Genomic DNA, 18,367 nt, shown 5'->3' with positions numbered 1-18,367 from the left:
ATGGCAACGCAGGGGTGGAAGCGGAGATCAGATGCGCGAAACCTATCGCATCCCCCAGGCGCCAGACCGCCCCCCATCGCATGTTTCAGCCCGGCGCACGTCTCGGACTCCGCGCTCGCCGCATCCTCCACCGTTCGTCCCTCCTCCCGTGTCTTCGCTCCTGCGCACTCGATTCCTCGTGGTCGGCAGCGGTGTGGCCGGGTTGCACACGGCGTGGCGCGCGTCACAGCACGGCGACGTTCTCGTGATGACCAAGCGCACGCTCTTCGACTCGGCGACGGCCTACGCACAGGGTGGTATTGCGGCGGCGCTTGGAGCGGGCGACACCCCGGAGCTGCACCGCAAGGACACGCTCGCCGCGGGTGCGGCGCTCTGCGACACCGGGGCCGTGGAGGTGCTGGTGGAGGAGGGCCCCGCGCGCGTGCGCGAGCTGCAGCTCGCCGGTGCCGCGTTCGACCTTGGCAGCGACGGCAACCTGAAGTTGGGGCGCGAGGCCGCACATTCTCGGCGTCGTATCGTGCACGCCCACGGCGATCGCACCGGCGCTGAAGTGGCGCGCACGCTCGTCGACAGGGTGCGCTCCGGGCGTCGGACGTCGGTGCTGGAGCATGCCCGCGTGCTCGAACTCATCATGGAGCGCGGACGCTGCGCCGGCGTACGCGCGAGCGTGCTCGGCCAGCCGGTGGAGATCCGTGCCGACGCCACCGTGCTCGCCACCGGTGGCTGCGGACAGGTCTACCGCTACACCACCAACCCGGTCGTCGCCACCGGTGACGGATACGCCCTCGCGCGACGCGCCGGCGTCCGACTCGCGGACCTGGAGTTCGTGCAGTTCCATCCCACCGCACTCGACACGCCGGAGAATCCGCTCGCGCTCGTCTCCGAAGCGGTGCGCGGTGAGGGCGCGATCCTCCGCAACGCCGAGGGCCGGCGCTTCATGGTGGGTCGTCACCGGGCCGCCGAGCTGGCGCCGCGCGACGTGGTGGCGCGCGAGATCTTCCGCGAGCAACGCGAGACCGGGCGTGTCACCCTCGACGCCACCGCGTTAGGCGCGGCCTTCGCGACACGTTTCCCCGGCATTCTGGCCCTCTGTGTGGCGCGCGGCATCGACCCGCGGAAGCAACCGATCCCCATCACGCCGGCCGCGCACTACATGATGGGTGGCATCGTCACCGATCTTGCTGGACGCAGTTCGGTCGCCGACCTCTACGCGTGTGGCGAGGTTGCCTGCACCGGCGTTCATGGCGCCAATCGCCTGGCGTCGAACTCGCTGCTCGAAGGCCTCGTCTTTGCCGAGCGCGTGGCGCGCGAGCTGGCTGCGACGGAGCGACACAGTGCGCCGCGACGCGCGTCGACGTTTGACGTGCCGCCGCTTGCTGATCGCGGGGCCGCGCAGGTGGCCGCCGACGAGATTCGCGCGCTCATGTGGGACCACGCGGCCATCGATCGCCACGAGGACGGGCTCCGTCATTGCCTCGGCGAACTCGAACGCATCGCCTCGCGCCTCAGCCCGGGCATGACCGAAGAGCGCAACATGTGCGACGTCGCCACCCTCATCGCCGCCGCCGCGCTCCAGCGACGCGAGTCGCGCGGAGGTCACTACCGACGCGACTTTCCGCGCGCCAGCCGAACCTGGAAGGGTCGCCACATCGAGTGGTAGCCGTCGCCGCCATAGATTCCGGCATGACCTCCACCACCACCGACACTGGCCTCGCGAGTCGCATCCGTGCGCTCGCCTCGCAGCGACGCGCCATCATCCTCGCCCACAACTACGAGCGGCCCGAAGTGCAGGATGTGGCCCACTTCGTTGGCGACTCGCTCGGCCTGAGCCGCGAGGCAGCGCGCACCGATGCCGAGGTCATCGTCTTCTGCGGCGTCCACTTCATGGCCGAGACCGCGGCGATCCTGTCGCCCGGCAAGACGGTCCTGCTGCCCGATCTCGCCGCGGGATGCTCGCTCGCCGACACCATCACCGCGGACCAGCTCCGCGACTGGAAGGCGCAATACCCCGGTGCCGTCGTCGTGTCGTACGTCAACACGTCTGCCGCGGTCAAGGCCGAAAGCGACTACTGCTGCACCTCCGGGAACGCTGTCGAAGTCATCCAGGCGATTCCCGCCGATCGCGAGATCCTCTTCCTCCCGGACTTCTTTCTCGGCGCGCACGTGCGGCGCGTGAGCGGCCGCGAAAACATCCACGTCTGGCAGGGCGAGTGCCACGTACACGCGGGCATCACGCCACAGAGTCTCGCGCGTCAGCGCAACGAACATCCGGGCGCCGAAGTGCTCGTGCACCCCGAATGCGGATGCGCCACCAACGTTGTCGAGGCGCTCTCGGCAGGCGCAATTCCCGAGGAGGGCGTTCACGTGTTGTCGACCGAGGGCATGATCAAGCGACCCGGAGCGTCAGGCGCCAACGCATTCATCGTGGCAACGGAAACGGGCATCCTGCATCGCCTCCGGCGCGCCAACCCTGACCGAACGTTCATCGCGGCCAGCGATCGCGCCGAATGCCAGTACATGAAGCTCACGACGCTACCCAAGGTGCTTCGTGCCCTCGAGCATGATCAGCACCGGATCATGGTCCCGGACGCGGTGGCGCAGCGAGCTCGCCTTGCCCTCGAGCGGATGGTGGCCATCGGCGGTTCGGCGCCGGCTCGCGCTGCCGAGACCGATCCCGGCGAGTAGGGCAGCACCGGCGCCGCCCGGCTCATCACGCGGGCACCAGTGTGGATGACGGGAACGAGGGGGAGGAGCTCCCCGCACGGCGACCATCCTGGATGGCGGGAACGCTGGGGAGGTGCGGGGGCATCGCGCTGGTGAGCTGTTGCGCTTCGGCGCGAGGCAGCCCACCCTCAGGAAGGCGTTACTTCGGGCCGCGTGACGCGGCCGATTCCTGACTTGCTCCCTTGTTTTCCCGACCATGGAACACCGCTGCCGCAGCTGCCCGCCGTCTGCGCCGGCCGGCGCGTCGACCTACACCAGCTTCAGGTTCCCGCTCGATGCCCATGAGCTGACGCGACGCGTGCAGGCGGCCCTCGACGAGGACCGCGCGTTCGACGACGTGACCACGATTGCCACCGTGCAGAGCGATCGACGCGCGCGCGCGCGACTCGTCGCGCGACAGCCCGGTGTGGTGTGCGGCGTTCCCTTCGCCATCGCCGCGTTCCAGGCCATGGATGACAAATGTTCGATCCGCGTCGACGCCGAAGACGGCGCGACGGTGAAGAAGGGCGACACGGTGCTCTTCATGTCCGGGCACGCCCGCAGCTTGCTGTCCGCCGAGCGCGTGGCGCTGAATTTCCTGCAGCGCATGTCAGGGATCGCCACACTCACCAGTCGCTACGTGCTCGCGGTGCAGGGGACTCGGGCGCGCATCCTCGACACCCGCAAGACCACGCCCGGCTGGCGCTCACTGGAGAAGTACAGTGTGCGTTGCGGTGGCGGCTCGAACCACCGACTCGATCTCGCCGCCGCGGTGCTCATCAAGGACAACCACCTGATGGCGGTGAACGGCGATGTCGGGTTGGCGATCCGTCGATGCCGCGACCTCGCTGAGCCCGGCGCACTGGTCGAGGTCGAGTGCGATCGGCTCGAGCAGGTGGCGCAGGCCGCGGAGCACGGCGCCGACATCATCCTGCTCGACAACATGCCGCCCGTCGCGCTGCGCGAATGCGTCGACCTCGTGGCCGGGCGCGCAAAGACCGAAGCGTCCGGTGGTGTGTCGCTCGACACGGTGCGCGCCATCGCTGGCGCGGGCGTGGACTACATCTCGGTCGGCGCGCTGACCCACTCTCCACCCGCGCTCAATCTCGCCCTCGACTTCGAGTAGTCCTACCCGCCCGTCGGCGCGCTGACCGCCTCCCTCCAGCGCCAAATCTCGCCCTCGACTTCGGGCAGTCCTACCCACCCGTCGCTGACCACCTCCCCTCCCGCACTCAACCTCGCCCTCGACTCCGAGTAGTCCTGCCCGCGTCCAGACGCGGGCCGCCGCGCCCTAGTGGTGTGCTGCTGACGCTTCCTGCACGCGCTGCTCCACCCAACGCGCGAGCCCGCGATGCGGGAGGAGTGGATCGCCGCTGTAGATGACCGGTAATCCCGACAGGTCGGCCATGAACGTCTCGCGACTCACACGCCCGCGTGACAGGAGCACCGGCACGACCACGACCGAGTCCCCGGTGAGTCGATGCTGCAGATCGATCAACTCGCGCACGCGTCGGACGGCCTCGGCGCGAACGTGCTTTGGAGCATCGTCGCGGACCAGGTCGACCCGGACGTCGGCGAACGGGGCCCGCGTTCGCACGCTGTCCACGATCGTCCGAAGGTTCTCCATCCAGTGCGCATAGTCTTCGGCCGTGTTGGGCCCGTGCCCGACCAGAAACAGCGCGCGCTTCGCGGGAGCCGTGGTGAGCGCCAGCGCGCGTTCGGCGAGGATCTGCGCAGCGACCGGCGAGTCGTCGATGGCGCGCGAGATCTTCATGGGCACCGATACCTTCACCGGCTCGAGTCCGCTGTGCCCCATGAGCGCATGCAGCGCGTGGTTGATCGAATCCGTGGCGCCAGCCAGGTAGCGGACCTGCTCGTAGTGCTCACTGTACGAGGAAACCAGCATCGGCACGACGACGATGGACGCCACGCCGGAGCGCTCCATGGTGGTGGCGACGTCCTGGAATCGCGTGGTCGCGGCTTCGGGACCCATGAGGAACGAGACCGCGACCGGGCCACCGGTCTTGACCAGCCCCGCCACCTCCTTCACGTGGCCGTTCCACTCGGCGCTCCCTCCGTGGGCAACGATGATCGTGCCAATACGTGTCGGCGTCTGCGCGGGGGCGGCAAGCGGAAGGAAGGACGCGGCCAGGGCGAGCGGTGCAACGCGAAGCTTCATGAAAGGGGAGTAGGTTCAGGGGAGTTCTGTCCGCGTGCCGCGCGGGGGTGCGAGCGACACCGGGCCTTGCGAATGCCGATAGAATCTATCGGCATTCATCATGGATTTAAGGTCATGATGTCGGTCGAACTACGCAAGCCCCGACGCGGCCGCATTTGGCCTGGCGGCCGCCCCCCGCGTCGTCGTCAACTGGACCTGAGGCCGGCCGTATGCCTCGTCGTTGACCGTCGAGCGTAGTGCCAGGGTCAGCCGGTGGGGCCGCTGGAGCGCTCGATCGCTGGGGCCAGGTCGAGAATGGCATCGGCCACGCCGTAGCCGTCACGTGCGCGGACGACACCAGCAATCGCACGGCGTTGGTCGTCAACCTGCTGATCGGGTGCGTCCAGCTGGAGCCGCGCTTCGCGAAAGCGCCGGCCTGCCTCGACGCAGAACAGGTCGCAGAGCGCGAGTTCGTGCGCCGAACCCTCCACCCCCTCGCGCTCGATGCACTGCTGTGTCCGCGACAGCACGCACGCGGTGGCGTACAGCTCGATGGCCATGTTGGCGAGGCGTTCCAGCACGAACTGCCGTTCGACGATGTCGGCGCGGTACTGCAGAATCGCCTTCTCGGTGCGGTCGCGAAGCTCCGCAACGTGTTTCTCGAAAAACGTCCGATGCTTTGTGAGCCGTTCGTGCAGCGTGGTGTCGAGCGTGTCGGTCGCTCCCATCACGGACCGAATCCGGGACGCCGCGTAGCCAGAGAGCAGTCCCAGGTTCCTGAGGGGCTGTCGCAGCGCGGATCCGATTTCCCTGAGCCGCTCGGCTGGCCCCTGCACGCCGTTGAGCGCGATGAACAGTCGCAGGATCTCGTTGGTTCCCTCGAAGATCCGGTTGATGCGTGCATCGCGCAGGAAGCGCTCGTACGGATACGGCTTCACGAAGCCGCGACCGCCGGCGACCTGCACCGTCTCATCGGCGGCGCGCCAGATGAGGTCCGAGGCGAAGACCTTCGCACACGCGGCCTCGAGGGAGTGGTCGGCGACGCCGCGGTCGACGAGCGAGGCGAGCACGCCGAGCATCGCATCCGATGCGTAGGCTTCGGAGGCAAGCGTGGCAAGCTTGCGCTGCGTGATCTCGAAGTCGGCAATCGGGCGCCCGAACTGCACGCGATGCTCGGCGTATTCCGTCATGTGGCCGAGCAGGGCCTTGGCTCCGGCCGTGCAGCCGGCTGCGAGGGTGAGCCGACCGCCATTGAGCACGTGCACAGCGACGCCGAATCCCTTGCCGACGGTTCCAAGCACGTGGTCGCCCGGGACGCTGAGCTGCTCGAACGCAAGCTCGGCCTGGGTCGACCCCCTGATACCGAGCTTCTGCACCGTACCTACCACGCGAAAGCCCGGCATGTCCGGCCGGATGATGAACGCGGTCGGGCGCTGCACCACTTCGCCTTTGCGCTCCACCGCGGCCTGCGCAAAGGTGGCGATCACGCCGGCCCGGTGGCCGTTGCCGATCCAGATCTTTCGACCAGTCAGGGTCCACGATCCGTCGGCGTGCTGCACCGCCCTCGTCGTGATGTTCTGGGCATCCGAACCGGTGTCGGGCTCGGTGAGCGCGTAGGCCGCAAGGGTTTCGCCACGCGCCAGCATGGGCAGGTAGCGGGCCTTCTGTTCCGAACTCCCGAACAGCACGATGGCTTTGGCTCCGAGCCCGCAGTGGACGCCGACGAGCACGGCGAGCGACGCGTCGATCCGCGAGATCTCGCCAAACACGCGGGCATACGCCGACGCCGACAGTTCGAGGCCACCGTAGGCACGAGGGATGGTCAGGCCCAGGAGGCCGATCTGCGCGAACGCATGGATCACCGGCTCGGGGACGGTCGCCTGTTCGTCGATCGCCGCTGGATCGATGACGTCACCGACGAGCGCGTGGAGATCGGTTACCAGTCGCCTGACGAGTCTCGCTTCATCCGGCCGCACCTGTTCGAGCGACACGGGGAACGGAAAGACCAGGTCGTCGTGGATCGCGCCGGCAAAGAGCCCGCGCGTGAAAGACGGACGTTGGTCGTTCATCGGTCGGCCTCATCGGAGCAGGGGAGCGAAAACGGGGTCGGGCGTGATGGCCCGACCCCGCTCGTGGACTGTCACCGCCCCAATCTCACACCATCAGGGGTTGACCGTTACCGGTACGACGGTGGCCACGCCGATCACGCCGCTCACGGTGACCGTCACCTGCGACGTGCCGGCCGTCACGCCGGTGATCACCCCCGCGGGGGATGCCGTGATGTTGCCGGCGTTGGGTCCCGTGGGGGTGAAGTTGATGGTGCGGGACGTGTTGAGCGTGTTACCCTGGGCGTCTTTGAGCGTGACGGCCAGGGTGACGGTCTTGGTCACCTGCACCGTAGCGGGGTTCGGTGACACCTGGATGGTCGCCACCTGTGCGACGCGCACGGTCAGCGTGTTGCTGGTTACTCCGTCGATGGTGACGGTGATCTGTGCGATGCCGGTTTGTGCGTTGGAGGCCGTGACGATGCCTTGCGGTGACGCGACGCCGGCAACGGGAATGTTGTTGCTGGTCCAGACCACGGATCGACCGAGCAGCGACGTCACCGGCCGACCGGCCGAGTCGGTGACGACCGGGTTGTACTGTTTCTGGTCGCCGTTGATCAGCGTGTCCTGGCTCGGCACGATGGTCACGGTGCCGATCGGCACGAGCGTCACCTGAATGTTGAGCGACGCCGTCCGATTCTCGGTTTCGGCGGTGATGGTGACGGAGCCCACCGCGTTGGCCGTCACGAGGCCGCTGCTGGAGACCGTCGCCACCGAGGGATTGCTCGACGTCCACGTAAACGTCTTGCCCGGCAGCGGCTGGTTCTGGTTGTTGAGCGCTTGCGCGGTCACCTGCAACGTGTTCCCCACGCGCATGGGCGGCGTCTGTGCCGGCGTCAGGCGGATCGAGTTCACCTGATCGGTGACGACGAAGACCACGTCGTTGGACCGAACGTTGTCGACGGTGACGTTCACACGAGCCGTGCCGGCGGTCAGCGCCGACACGACGCCGGTATTGCTCACGGTGGCCACGGCCGGGTTGCTCGACGTCCACAGCACCGAGCGCGTGGCCAGCGAATTCACGACGCGGTTGAGGGAGTCGATCACGGTCGGCGTGAGCTGACGCGTCGTGCCGGTGCCGAGCGACACGGTATCCGGCGTGAGGGTGACGGACTTCGGGGGAACCTCGGTGACGGTGACCGGCATGGACGCGGTCCGTCCCTCCGACTCCGCGGTAATCGTCGTCGAGCCGAGGGCAATCGCAGTGATCAGCCCGGACTGCGTGACGGTCGCGACGGCGGGGTTCGACGCCGTCCACGTGACCGTGCGGCCCTGCAGCACGTTGTTGCTCGCGTCTCGTGTGGTGGCCGTCGCCTGGAGGAAGTTTCCAAGCCGCATGATCTGTGCGCCAACCGGCGCAATGGTCACCGAACTCACGGGCACGTCGATGACCGTGATCGTGGCGGTGCCGTTCACCTGGTCGAGCTCGGCGTCAGCCAGGATCGTGGTGGTGCCCTTGGATACGCCGGACACGACGCCCTGCGCGGACACGATGGCCACCGATGGATTGCTGGACTGATAGCGCACCACGCGGCCGGAGATCGAGGCACCGTTAGCGCCGGTCACGGTCACGGTGAGCTGTCGCGTCTGACCAATGGCCACGTTGTCGTTCTGGGGCGTGATGACGACGCGCGTGACTTTCTCGAGCACCTTGATGTTGACTGCCGCTGTGCGCCCCTCGACGGTCGCGCGGATCTGGGTCACGCCGGTCGCCACGGGAGTGACGAGGCCGGTCGCTGAGACGGTCGCGATGTTCGGGAAGGCGCTCTCCCACGTAGCCTTTCGCCCGCTGAGCTCGATCCCGCTCGCGTCTTTCACCAAAACCGACGCCTGCAGCGTGCGGCCGGGCAGGATCGAATCGCTGGCGATGTTGATGGCAACGGAGGCAATGGCGACCGGGGCGACGTCCGTGGTGCAGGCCGCGGCCCAGAGGAACCCAACGGCGGCGACGAGCTGGAACGGACGGCGGGCAACGGCAGCACCGATCATGATGGCTCCCAATTCCTTGCGAATGAATGACATGGATCTGGTACGACGGAGGCGACGTCGAGTCCGCGACGAGTCCGGGCCGGCCACTCAGCTCGACACCGGGCCCTGCGCCAAGCCCCGACCGCTCAGGAAGCTAGCGGACGCGAGTCATTTTGACCGGGGACTGACTCCGTGAATGGACGACCGACCGCAGGGCCGGAAACGGCAGGTGCAAGGGATGTGCCCTGCGTGGCCCGGCGACCCTACACTCGCCGGGACGCGGCCTCGACCTGCTCCACCAGGACCTTCGGATCCCCGGTCGGGGCTGCGCAAGCATACCGCCGGCAGACGTAACCAACGGCACCATCACCCCCGGCTTTGTCACGCGTCAGCACCGAGTGGTCCCGGTCGCCGGGCGCTTTCCACGCCCACACCAGCGACGGCGCAAAGGTGGCGCCTAACGCGGCCTCGATCGGGCGGCGTGTCTCGGCGTTCCCCACGATCGCCACCTCGAGTGCCCCATGCACGACAAGGTCCGCCGCGCCCAGCAGGTGCCCGAAGCCCATGGGGTATTCGCCCATCGCATTCGCGAGACCGTTCACGAGCGCGGCCCCCATGGCACGGTAGTCCTCTCGATCGTCGAGCACTGCGAGGCGCAGCAGCAATTCGGCCATCAGCGACGACCCCGCGGGCAGTGCGTTGTCGGTCACGTCGCGTGGTCGTGTGATCAGCGATTCGTGGTCATACGGCGTGTCAAAGAAGACCCCGGCCGCATCCCTGAAATCCGCCACGGCGCGCGCGGTGATGCGCCGTCCAAGATCCAGCCAGTTCGCGTCCCCGGTGAGGGCGGCGACGTCGATGAATGCGAGCGCCACCGCGGCCTGGTCTTCGAGAAAGCCAACCTCCTGCACGCGCCCGGCCCGCCATGAACGCAACACGCGCCCGTCGCGCACCAGCACGTCACGCAGGAACACCGCATTGCGCCGAGCGAGTCGCAGCGCCTCCTCACTGCCAAAGGCCCGCGCCACCTCGATGAGCGCGCGCAACATGAGCCCGTTCCAGCCACCGAGGACCTTGTCGTCGAGCGCCGGCCAGATGCGCTGCGATCGCGCGGCGTAGAGCGCGCTGCGCGCACGCTCCAACGTCGCCTCCACCATCGACACGTCGCACCCGAGTCGCGCCGCCACCACGCGCGACTCGGCGGCCACGTGCAGGATGTTCGCGCCCTCGAAGTTTCCCTCATGGCTCACGCCCCACGCCGCGCGAACCACCTGGGCGTCCGCGCCAAGCACCGCATCAAAGTCCGCCGCCGACCAGACGTAGAAGCGACCCTCGTGGCCCTCACTGTCGGCGTCGAGCGAAGAGTAGAACCCACCATCGGGCGACGTCATCTCGCGCCCGAGCCACGCCACGGTCTGCTCGACCACGCGACGTACCTCGTCGTCGTGCGTCTGCTGCCACAGGTGAACGCCGGCACGCACGAAGAGCGCGTTGTCGTACAGCATCTTTTCGAAGTGCGGCACGAGCCACGCGGCATCGACGCTGTAGCGATGGAGTCCCCCACCGACCTGGTCGTAGATGCCGCCGCGCGCCATGGCCAGGAAGGTGCGATGCGCCACGTCGAGCGCGCGCGCCGAGCCGGTGCGCGCGCCGTGCGTGAGCACGAACTCGAGCGCCATGCTCGGCGGAAACTTTGGCGCACCGCCGAAACCGGCGTGGCGCTCGTCGAACTGCGCATCGAGCGCACGAAAAGCCCGCTCGAAGGTGGCTGCCGTTACCGCACCTTCGCTCGGCAGGGCGCGCGTGCCCGCCGAGTACATCTCGCGCAGTCGCGCGCCAACCTCGACCGCACGCGCACGATCCGTTCGCCACGACGTCGCGACTGCCTCCAGCACCCGGGGAAAGCCCGGAATGCCGTGCCGATCAGTCGGCGGGAAGTAGGTGCCGCCGTAGAACGGCTCGCCCTCTGGCGTGAGAAACACCGTCATCGGCCAGCCACCCTGGCCGGTCATCGCCTGCACGGCCTGCATGTAGATCGCGTCGAGGTCAGGCCGCTCCTCGCGATCGACCTTGATGTTCACGAACTGCGCGTTCATGAGCTGTGCGATGGCGGCGTTCTCGAACGACTCGTGCTCCATCACGTGACACCAGTGGCACGCCGCGTAGCCGATGGAAAGCAGGATAGGACGATCTTCGCGCTTCGCACGCTCCAGCGCCTCGGGCCCCCACGGGTACCAGTCGACCGGATTGTTCGCGTGCTGCAGAAGGTAGGGCGAGGTTTCGGTCGCCAGGCGGTTGGGCATCAGGTGGTTGCCGGGGAACAAGGTGACTTGAAACATCGCGACCGCGAGCTGCGCGATGGAGGGCGCGTATCGGGCGTCGCAGGGGCCGACGATAACGTCTCCATCAAGGTCCCCGTCGTCACCCAGGACGCCGAAGAGAGGGCCGCGGAGGTGCGTCGACTCTGCGCACCGTGAAACGTCTCAGCGTGTTGGTCGAGGTGCCTGACTACGGCCGGCCAGCGATCTTTGCACCGAGCGTGGCTGCGAGCAGGCCAGTGGTGATACTCAGCATCACGTAGCTTGCCGCTCGCCAGGGGGTGCCATTCTGAAGCAAGTCGAGGGTCTCGACGCTGAAGGTAGAGAACGTCGTGAAGCCGCCGCAGAATCCGGCGCCGAGGAGCACGCGCAATTCAGGGGAGAGCTGCGGGTTGGTTGCGGCATGTTTCCAGAGCGCGCCGAGAATCAGCGAGCCGACGATGTTCACCACCAGCGTGCCCGAGGGGAACGCGGCGGTCTGTCGGGACTGGATCGCACCGCTCAGGACGTAGCGGGCGACTCCACCGGTGGCACTGCCGATGGCAACGGCAAGCAGAATCGACATTTGCGAATTGGAGGTGTCGACTGGAGAATAGCTGCGCGGTCGACGTCGGGAACCCGAGCCCGCATCTTATGGAACGACGTATCGGCGTTCCTCCTGTCCCGTTGGACCGCACGCCGATGCATGATCGCCGCACCTCGCGCATCACCGAGCGACGCGCGCTGCACACCTTACGCCTCCCGTTGCCCACACCATGACTTCGCCCTACGACTATCTCGCGTCCAACGTGCGCCGGGCCCACGATGAGCTGTTTGCGTTCCTGCGCATTCCGAGCGTGAGTGCACGCAGCGAACACTCCGCCGACGTGGCCCGCGCGGCCGAGTGGTTGCGTGCGAACATGGAACGCGCTGGTCTGTCGACGAGCCTTCACCCCACCGAAGGGCATCCCGTGGTGCTGGGTGAGTGGCGCAAGGCGCCGCCGGGTTCGCCGACGATCCTCGTCTACGGCCACTACGACGTGCAGCCCGCGGAGCCGTTGGAGCTGTGGGACAGTCCGCCCTTCGAGCCGGTGATCCGCGACGGGCGCATCTATGCGCGCGGCTCCGTCGACGACAAGGGCCAGCTCTTCCTGCACGTGAAGGCGATCGAAGCGCACCTCGCGACCCGCGGCGTGCTGCCGTGCAACGTCATTGTGCTGGCCGAGGGCGAGGAGGAGGTGGGCAGCGAGCACCTGACGACTTTCGTCGAGGCGCATCGGGAACGACTGGCCTGCGATGGCGTCGTGATCTCGGATTCGGCGATGTTCGCGCCGGGTCTGCCGTCCATTCTCTCGTCGCTGCGTGGCCTTGCCTACCTGCAGATCGAGGTCGAAGGCCCAACATCGGATCTCCACTCGGGCAGCTACGGTGGCGCGGTGATCAACCCGGCGATGGCGCTGGCACGCATCCTTGCGAGCTTTCACGACGCAGACGGCCGCGTCGCGATCCCCGGGTTCTACGATGCGGTGCGGGCGTGGGATCCCGCCGTGCGCGCGCAGGTGCAGCGCTTGCCGTTCAACGAGGAACATTTCCGCGCCGAAACCGGGGCGGAATCGTTAGGTGGCGAAGCAGGCTACTCGACGCTCGAGCGCATCTGGAGCCGGCCGACGTGCGAGGTGAACGGGCTCCTCAGCGGGTACACGGGTGAGGGCGCGAAGACAGTCCTCCCCTCCAGGGCGATGGCCAAGGTGAGCTGCCGACTCGTGCCCGACCAAACGCCCGCCGCGATCGAGTCGTTACTGACCGCTCACGTCCAGCGTGTGGCGCCCTCCGGCGTTCGCGTGAGCGTTCGCGCGCTGCACGGCGGCATGCCATGGCGCGGCGAACTGTCCGGTCCGCTCTTCGAGGCAGGGCGACGGGCGCTCGAATTCGCGTTTGGCACGGCACCGGTGATCACCGGTGAGGGCGGCTCCATTCCGGTGGTTCATGACTTTGCCCGCGTCCTCAGCGCGCCGGTCCTGCTGATGGGGTTTGGGCTGCCCGGCGAAAATGCCCACGCACCCAACGAATGGATCAGCGACGACAACTTCGTCAGAGGTATGACCGCCGCGGCGCGACTATGGGACGAACTGGGAACCGAAGCGACCGGAAGGCGCGACCGGCCGAGCGACGCGACAGGAGAAGCGTAGGTTCAGGGACGCTCGCGTGTCCTGACACGAGGACATTCGAGAACCGACGTCTGACGCAAGACGTGAGCAGTCAACGACATACGGGCCTGGATGGACCTGGCACCGCTCCTGCCCTTCCTGTGTGATGCAATCCGTCGCATTCACCAGGAGACTTCCATGACTGCTCGTCTTGTCAGCATTGCCACGCTTGCCTTCGTCGTCTGTGCATCGAGCGCCGAGGCGCAGCGCAGAACCTCGCCGTCGATTGCGCGCGTCACGCCGTACGCGGGGTACATGCAGTTCGGCAGCTACGTCGACGGCCCGCTGGGAACGAGCGTGCGCAACGCCGGCGCGCCCGTCTACGGCGCGCAGCTCGGCATCGACCTGCTCCCGAATCTCGCCTTTGTCGGCAACGTGGCGTATTCCGCTTCGAACCTCGAAGTCGGTGTGCCGATCATCGGTGGCTTCGATGTGGGTGCCGACACCCGGGTCCTCATGTACGACGCCGGGCTGCAGTACCGCCTCCCGATTGGCGAGACGCTTGGCCGCACCAGCGCAGTGCCGTTCGTGGAGGCCGGGGCAGGCGCGATGCGCACCGAAGTCGGCGTCGGTTCGTTCGACGTTCGCTCCACGAACCTTGCCTGGAACTTTGGCGGTGGGGTCGACCTGAGTCTGGGCAGATCGCTCGGCGTCCGCGCGATGGCCAAGGACTACGTCGGCAAGGTCGACCTGAAGGACGTGGCGAACCTCAACATCAGCAGCAAGCGCACGCACAACGTGGCGTTTACGGTTGGCCTGAACGTCGGGTTCTAGATGGGGGGTGGGACGGAGCGTATGGCGGGTCGGCGGACGGTCGCCGGCCCGCCCTGTCGTTTATCTGGGCTTCCCGGTGACGATGGGCAGCTCTCTTCGCTTGGCCCAGTCACGTCGTAGATGCGGGCGGGAACCCCGAGGAGTCGCGCGGAGACTGGCCCTCGCGTGGCGAGGCCATGTACGGCAGCGGCGAACACACCAGGACGCATTGGCCTCACGACGCGTGTCCTGTCAGATTGTGTATTGACGCAGATAGTGGGTGATCACTCCCGTCACCGTCCAGTCTCGTGAAGAACCGACCTCACCTGTCGTCTCGACCCGTCGCCCTGGTGGCCGTGCTCGCTTTGCTGGCCGCGTGCAAGGTCGAGCCGCGCGCCTTGGCGGAAACCACCACGGCGGACACCGCCAGCCTTCCCGATCCCTCGCCGACGCGGCGCGTGGCGTTCCGCATTCCGCAGGAGTCCGAGGTCAGGGACACCGTGGTGTTGCGCTCGGTGCGTCGTGGTCGCGCGATGATGCTGTTCACGAAAGATTCGCTGCCGCGCCATGTGGGCAACAAGCTGGCGTGTACGTCGTGTCACCAGCAGGCCGGCACAGTGAAGGGCGCATTGCCGTGGGTCGGGGTGTACGCGCGGTTCCCGCAGTATCGCTCGCGCGCCGGCACCACAATGATCATCGAAGATCGCATCAACGACTGCTTCAAGCGGTCGCTGAACGGCACGCCGCTTGTGGCGGAGAGTCGCGACATGCGCGACATCGTCGCGTACATGGCGTTCCTCTCGAACGGGTATCCGGTTGGGGCCGAGGTGGACGGCCAGGCCTCGCCCGCGCTCACGCCGCTCGAGGCGGATTCGACACGTGGACGCCTGGTGTTCCAGGGGCGGTGTGTGCGATGCCACGGCGGTCGCGGCGAGGGGACGGTGCTCGCGCCACCGGTCTGGGGTGCTCAGTCCTACAACATCGGTGCCGGGATGGCGCGCCTGCGGACGGCGGCTGCCTTCATCAAGGCTCGCATGCCGCAGGATTCGGCGGGGGTACTCACGGAGCAGGAGGCGTTTGATGTGGCGCGGTTCGTCAACTCGCACTCGCGTCCGGACTTTCGCGGCAAAGAGCGGGACTGGCCCCGGGGGGATCCGCCTCCCGACGTGGCGTACCAGACGGACGCGGCGCGTCGCAAGGCACGGAAGAGTTAGTCGGAGCCTGCGCCTGCGCGACCTCGCAGGTCAGCCGCCCGTCGCGTGGTATGCCGTGCGGTCCTGCTCGGCCAGCCCGCGGACGTGGGCCATCACCTCGTCGACGATCGCCTTGTAGGTGCTGCCCTTTCCCGGCAGGGCATGGTGCGCGTCGAGGTCCACCGGGGCCCCGAACCACACGCGGACATCCTCGCCGCCACGCCAGTTTCCGCGCACCTGCTCGCCGAGGTGCGTGCTCAGTCCCGCGATGAACACGGGCACCACGATCGGCCGCGCCGCATGGATGATGCGCCCCGTACCCGGCTGGAATCGCATGAACGAGTACCGGTCGGGGTTCAGGTTACGGCCGCCTTCGGGGTGGATGCCGAGCACCGTGCCCGGGCCGCGTGCGCAGAGGTCGCAGAGGAGGTCGAGGGCATACCGGTCGCTCGCCCCGTGTGTGGGCAGCGCAAAGAGTGGCGGGAACATCGACCACGACGCCGCCACCTGATTCAGCACCATGCCGACGACCGACTGGTAGTAGTACTGCCCAACCACGGGAAAGTAGAGCCGAAGACGGCGGCGCAACCGGCGGTGGAGCAGCGACGACACGATGAACATGTCGAAGTAGGTCCGGTGATTCGCCACGAGGAGCACAGGTCCGCGTTCGATCGCGGCTTCCACGTGGGCAAAGCCGTGCTCCCGGACCAGATTGCGCGTGAGGAATCGGACGGCGAGTGCGCCGAACCAACGCTGCACCTGTGTCCAGAAGCCCTTGATCGGCTCGCGGTTCATGCGCAGCGCGATCTCGAAATGCAGGCGCTCGAGCGGTGCGAGCGTGGCCCGCACGTCAGGCGGCAGCGGATCGCCGAGTCGGTCGCGCAGAAGAACGCTCACGCGGCGAGCGATGCGTCGCCTCTGGCCATCGTCAGGCGCTCACGGCAGGTTGGGGAAGATGTGGGACACCAGTGCGGTGACACGGAGCGACGGACGGAAAGATATGCACTCATCCTGTCAGGCAGGGCACGGCGGTCGGCTCGCGAGGTGCATCGCGCTCGTCGCGGCCCTGGCGACCGCGCCGTCGGCTGCGGCCCAGAGCGACGTCGCCTTTCCGCTCGACGCCTACACCGCGCGCCGCGCCGCGCTCTCGGCACGCGTCGGAAATGCGGTCGTGGTGGCTGCGGGAGAATACCTGATCAACCCGGGCGACGGACTGGTGAAGCAGGACCCGACGTTCTGGTACCTCACCGGCGTCGAGTCACCGTACGCGATCCTGCTCATGGTGCCCCGGGGCGAGGGGCACGACACCTTCCTCTTCGTGCCCGACTCCATGCAGTTCGCGGGTGGACAGTTCCCGATGGACGACCCCGCGTTCAGGAACGCGGTGTGGAACCGACCACGTCGTCGTCTTGCGCCGGGTCCCGGAGCACGCCTCGCCACCGGCGCTCGCGAGGTGTTGCCGCTCTCGGCGTTTGCGGATCGCTTTCGCGCGGCCGCGTCGGAGACTCGCGCGATCGTCGTCCCGTTCGGGGACTCGCTCTACGCGCCCCCGGGCCTTCCATCGCCGGGCTCGTTTCATCGACAGTTCCGTGAGTCGCTGCGCGCGCTCGCTCCGGGCGCCGAGTGGCGCGACCTGTCGCCGCTGACCGAACGCCTGCGCCTCGTGAAGGATCGCCACGAGATCGACGCCCTGCGTCGTGCCGCGGCGATCTCGGGACGGGGCATGCTGACCGGCCTGCGCGCCCTGCGTCCGGGGATGAACGATCGCGAGCTGGCGGGACTCATGGAGTACGAGTGGAAGCGCCAGGGGTCGCCGCGTGCTTCGTTCCCGCCGATTGTCTCGTCAGGAGAGAACTCACTGACGTTCTTTTCGCTGCTGCGCGAGAACTACAACGCCGTCGATCGTGTGATGCGGAACGGGGATCTCGTCTTCGTGGACTACGGTGCCGCGGAATACATGACGTACACCACCGACATCTGCCGCACGTGGCCGGTCTCGGGGCGCTTCACAGCAGAGCAGCGCAAGTATTACGACATCGTCCTCGAGGCCCAGGAGGCCGCCATCGCCGCCATCCGACCGGGCGTGATGATGATCGACGTGATCAAGGCGTCGGCGCGCGTGTTCGAGAAGCACGGGCTGGCGCAGTACGAAGACGTGCAGCGCATGGGAGTGGACAAGGTCTGGGGCATCATGCCGTCGCCCACGCACTATCTCACACGCAACGCCGGCATCGTGCGCTACAACTCGTTCGGGCGCGGGGTGCGCGACCTCGGTCATCACATCGGGCTCGAGGTCCAGGATTCGCGGGACTACAGCATGCCGCTCGAGCCCGGCATGGTCATCACCATCGAGCCAAAGATCTATATCCCCGAGAAGCACATCGCGATCATGATCGAGGACATGATCCTCGTCACTCCGCAGGGCTCCGAGAACCTGTCGGCCGCGGTCCCGAAGAAGGCGAGTGAGATCGAGCGGCTGATGCGCTGACGGCGCTACTCGCGCGCGAGCACCTCCCCGAGTTTGCCGCTCTCGCGGTCGTAGACCACAATGTGGCTCCACTCGCTGGCGTCCGAGCGCGCGACGACGGCCATGACCGGTTCCGTGTCGCTCTCGTTGAACACCTCGTGCGGCACGCCCGGCTCGATGTAGATGAAGTCGCCGGCCGTGTTCACGATGCGCTGACGCAGGTGTTCGCCGTATTCATGACGCACGGTACCCTGCAGGATGTAGAGCATCACCTCGAAGCCGACGTGCACGTGGGCGTATGCCACGCCGCCGGGTGGAATGCGCGCGACGTTCATCGAGAGCTGCTTCGCGGGGACGTTTTTCGCCGAGAGCCCGGCGGCGTAGCGGATACCGTTCCAGGCCCGGATGTCCGGGCTGCCGCGGATCACGTGGATTCCATCGCCGCCCTCGACGAGGGCCTTCAGGTTGACGTCGTCCATGGGGCCTGATGTGAGGGAGCGGAGAAGCTGGCGCCGG

At 67.5% G+C, this 18,367-nt stretch carries 14 protein-coding genes; 7 read left to right on the top strand and 7 right to left on the bottom strand.

What is annotated here, in order from left to right:
• Positions 1-148 precede the first annotated feature (148 nt).
• The 3 genes from IT361_02320 to nadC all read left to right on the top strand — a co-directional run bounded on the left by IT361_02320 (position 149) and on the right by nadC (position 3,829).
• Positions 149-1,660, top strand: coding sequence for an L-aspartate oxidase (locus IT361_02320; GenBank protein MCC6316499.1), 1,512 nt, complete (start codon positions 149-151; stop codon positions 1,658-1,660).
• Between the two features lie 23 nt (positions 1,661-1,683).
• Positions 1,684-2,685, top strand: coding sequence for a quinolinate synthase NadA (gene nadA / locus IT361_02315; protein ID MCC6316498.1), 1,002 nt, complete (start codon positions 1,684-1,686; stop codon positions 2,683-2,685).
• A 235-nt stretch (positions 2,686-2,920) separates the two neighbouring features.
• On the top strand, positions 2,921-3,829 hold the full coding sequence (gene nadC, locus IT361_02310; protein MCC6316497.1) for a carboxylating nicotinate-nucleotide diphosphorylase: 909 nt from the start codon (positions 2,921-2,923) through the stop codon (positions 3,827-3,829).
• A 165-nt stretch (positions 3,830-3,994) separates the two neighbouring features.
• Here the strand turns inward: nadC and IT361_02305 are convergent, their stop codons facing one another.
• From IT361_02305 to crcB, 5 genes are all read right to left on the bottom strand, one after another.
• Entirely contained in the window at positions 3,995-4,882 is an 888-nt protein-coding gene (locus tag IT361_02305) for a hypothetical protein (GenBank protein MCC6316496.1), read from the bottom strand.
• 245 nt (positions 4,883-5,127) lie between these two features.
• Entirely contained in the window at positions 5,128-6,930 is a 1,803-nt protein-coding gene (locus tag IT361_02300) for an acyl-CoA dehydrogenase family protein (GenBank protein MCC6316495.1), read from the bottom strand.
• Between the two features lie 93 nt (positions 6,931-7,023).
• Positions 7,024-8,988, bottom strand: a complete 1,965-nt coding sequence (locus IT361_02295; GenBank protein MCC6316494.1) for an Ig domain-containing protein — start codon at positions 8,986-8,988, stop codon at positions 7,024-7,026.
• 209 nt (positions 8,989-9,197) lie between these two features.
• On the bottom strand, positions 9,198-11,237 hold the full coding sequence (locus IT361_02290; GenBank protein MCC6316493.1) for a thioredoxin domain-containing protein: 2,040 nt from the start codon (positions 11,235-11,237) through the stop codon (positions 9,198-9,200).
• A 205-nt stretch (positions 11,238-11,442) separates the two neighbouring features.
• Positions 11,443-11,817, bottom strand: a complete 375-nt coding sequence (gene crcB / locus IT361_02285; GenBank protein ID MCC6316492.1) for a fluoride efflux transporter CrcB — start codon at positions 11,815-11,817, stop codon at positions 11,443-11,445.
• A gap of 190 nt (positions 11,818-12,007) precedes the next feature.
• Here crcB and IT361_02280 point away from each other — a divergent pair, with 190 nt between their 5' ends.
• From IT361_02280 to IT361_02270, 3 genes are all read left to right on the top strand, one after another.
• Entirely contained in the window at positions 12,008-13,420 is a 1,413-nt protein-coding gene (locus IT361_02280; protein MCC6316491.1) for a dipeptidase, read from the top strand.
• 156 nt (positions 13,421-13,576) lie between these two features.
• Positions 13,577-14,212, top strand: a complete 636-nt coding sequence (locus IT361_02275) for an outer membrane beta-barrel protein (protein MCC6316490.1) — start codon at positions 13,577-13,579, stop codon at positions 14,210-14,212.
• A 287-nt stretch (positions 14,213-14,499) separates the two neighbouring features.
• Positions 14,500-15,405: a c-type cytochrome gene (locus IT361_02270; protein ID MCC6316489.1), complete on the top strand. Its 906-nt coding sequence runs from the start codon at positions 14,500-14,502 to the stop codon at positions 15,403-15,405.
• A gap of 30 nt (positions 15,406-15,435) precedes the next feature.
• On the opposite strand, the gene IT361_02265 is transcribed toward IT361_02270, so the two are convergent.
• Positions 15,436-16,281, bottom strand: a complete 846-nt coding sequence (locus IT361_02265) for a 1-acyl-sn-glycerol-3-phosphate acyltransferase (GenBank protein MCC6316488.1) — start codon at positions 16,279-16,281, stop codon at positions 15,436-15,438.
• A gap of 103 nt (positions 16,282-16,384) precedes the next feature.
• Between IT361_02265 and IT361_02260 the strand changes: the two genes are divergently transcribed.
• Positions 16,385-17,872 (top strand): aminopeptidase P family protein, encoded by a 1,488-nt coding sequence (locus IT361_02260; GenBank protein ID MCC6316487.1) that lies wholly within the window; start codon positions 16,385-16,387, stop codon positions 17,870-17,872.
• A 5-nt stretch (positions 17,873-17,877) separates the two neighbouring features.
• On the opposite strand, the gene IT361_02255 is transcribed toward IT361_02260, so the two are convergent.
• Positions 17,878-18,330: a cupin domain-containing protein gene (locus tag IT361_02255; GenBank protein MCC6316486.1), complete on the bottom strand. Its 453-nt coding sequence runs from the start codon at positions 18,328-18,330 to the stop codon at positions 17,878-17,880.
• Between the last annotated feature and the right edge of the window lie 37 nt (positions 18,331-18,367).

The sequence above is a fragment of the Gemmatimonadaceae bacterium genome (assembly GCA_020846935.1).
Classification (GTDB): Bacteria; Gemmatimonadota; Gemmatimonadetes; order Gemmatimonadales; family Gemmatimonadaceae; genus RBC101.
The sequence above is the reverse complement of the archived record's forward strand: the minus strand, read 5'-3'. Positions and strand labels throughout refer to the sequence as shown.

Coding starts and splice junctions, on each gene's coding strand:
- IT361_02305 (MCC6316496.1), bottom strand. CDS start 4,882: ATGAAGCTTCGCGTTGCACCGCTCGCCCTGGCCGCGTCCTTCCTTCCG.
- IT361_02280 (MCC6316491.1), top strand. CDS start 12,008: ATGACTTCGCCCTACGACTATCTCGCGTCCAACGTGCGCCGGGCCCAC.
- IT361_02290 (MCC6316493.1), bottom strand. CDS start 11,237: ATGCCCAACCGCCTGGCGACCGAAACCTCGCCCTACCTTCTGCAGCAC.
- IT361_02300 (MCC6316495.1), bottom strand. CDS start 6,930: ATGAACGACCAACGTCCGTCTTTCACGCGCGGGCTCTTTGCCGGCGCG.
- IT361_02260 (MCC6316487.1), top strand. CDS start 16,385: ATGCACTCATCCTGTCAGGCAGGGCACGGCGGTCGGCTCGCGAGGTGC.
- IT361_02255 (MCC6316486.1), bottom strand. CDS start 18,330: ATGGACGACGTCAACCTGAAGGCCCTCGTCGAGGGCGGCGATGGAATC.
- crcB (MCC6316492.1), bottom strand. CDS start 11,817: ATGTCGATTCTGCTTGCCGTTGCCATCGGCAGTGCCACCGGTGGAGTC.
- nadA (MCC6316498.1), top strand. CDS start 1,684: ATGACCTCCACCACCACCGACACTGGCCTCGCGAGTCGCATCCGTGCG.
- IT361_02275 (MCC6316490.1), top strand. CDS start 13,577: ATGACTGCTCGTCTTGTCAGCATTGCCACGCTTGCCTTCGTCGTCTGT.
- IT361_02295 (MCC6316494.1), bottom strand. CDS start 8,988: ATGTCATTCATTCGCAAGGAATTGGGAGCCATCATGATCGGTGCTGCC.
- nadC (MCC6316497.1), top strand. CDS start 2,921: ATGGAACACCGCTGCCGCAGCTGCCCGCCGTCTGCGCCGGCCGGCGCG.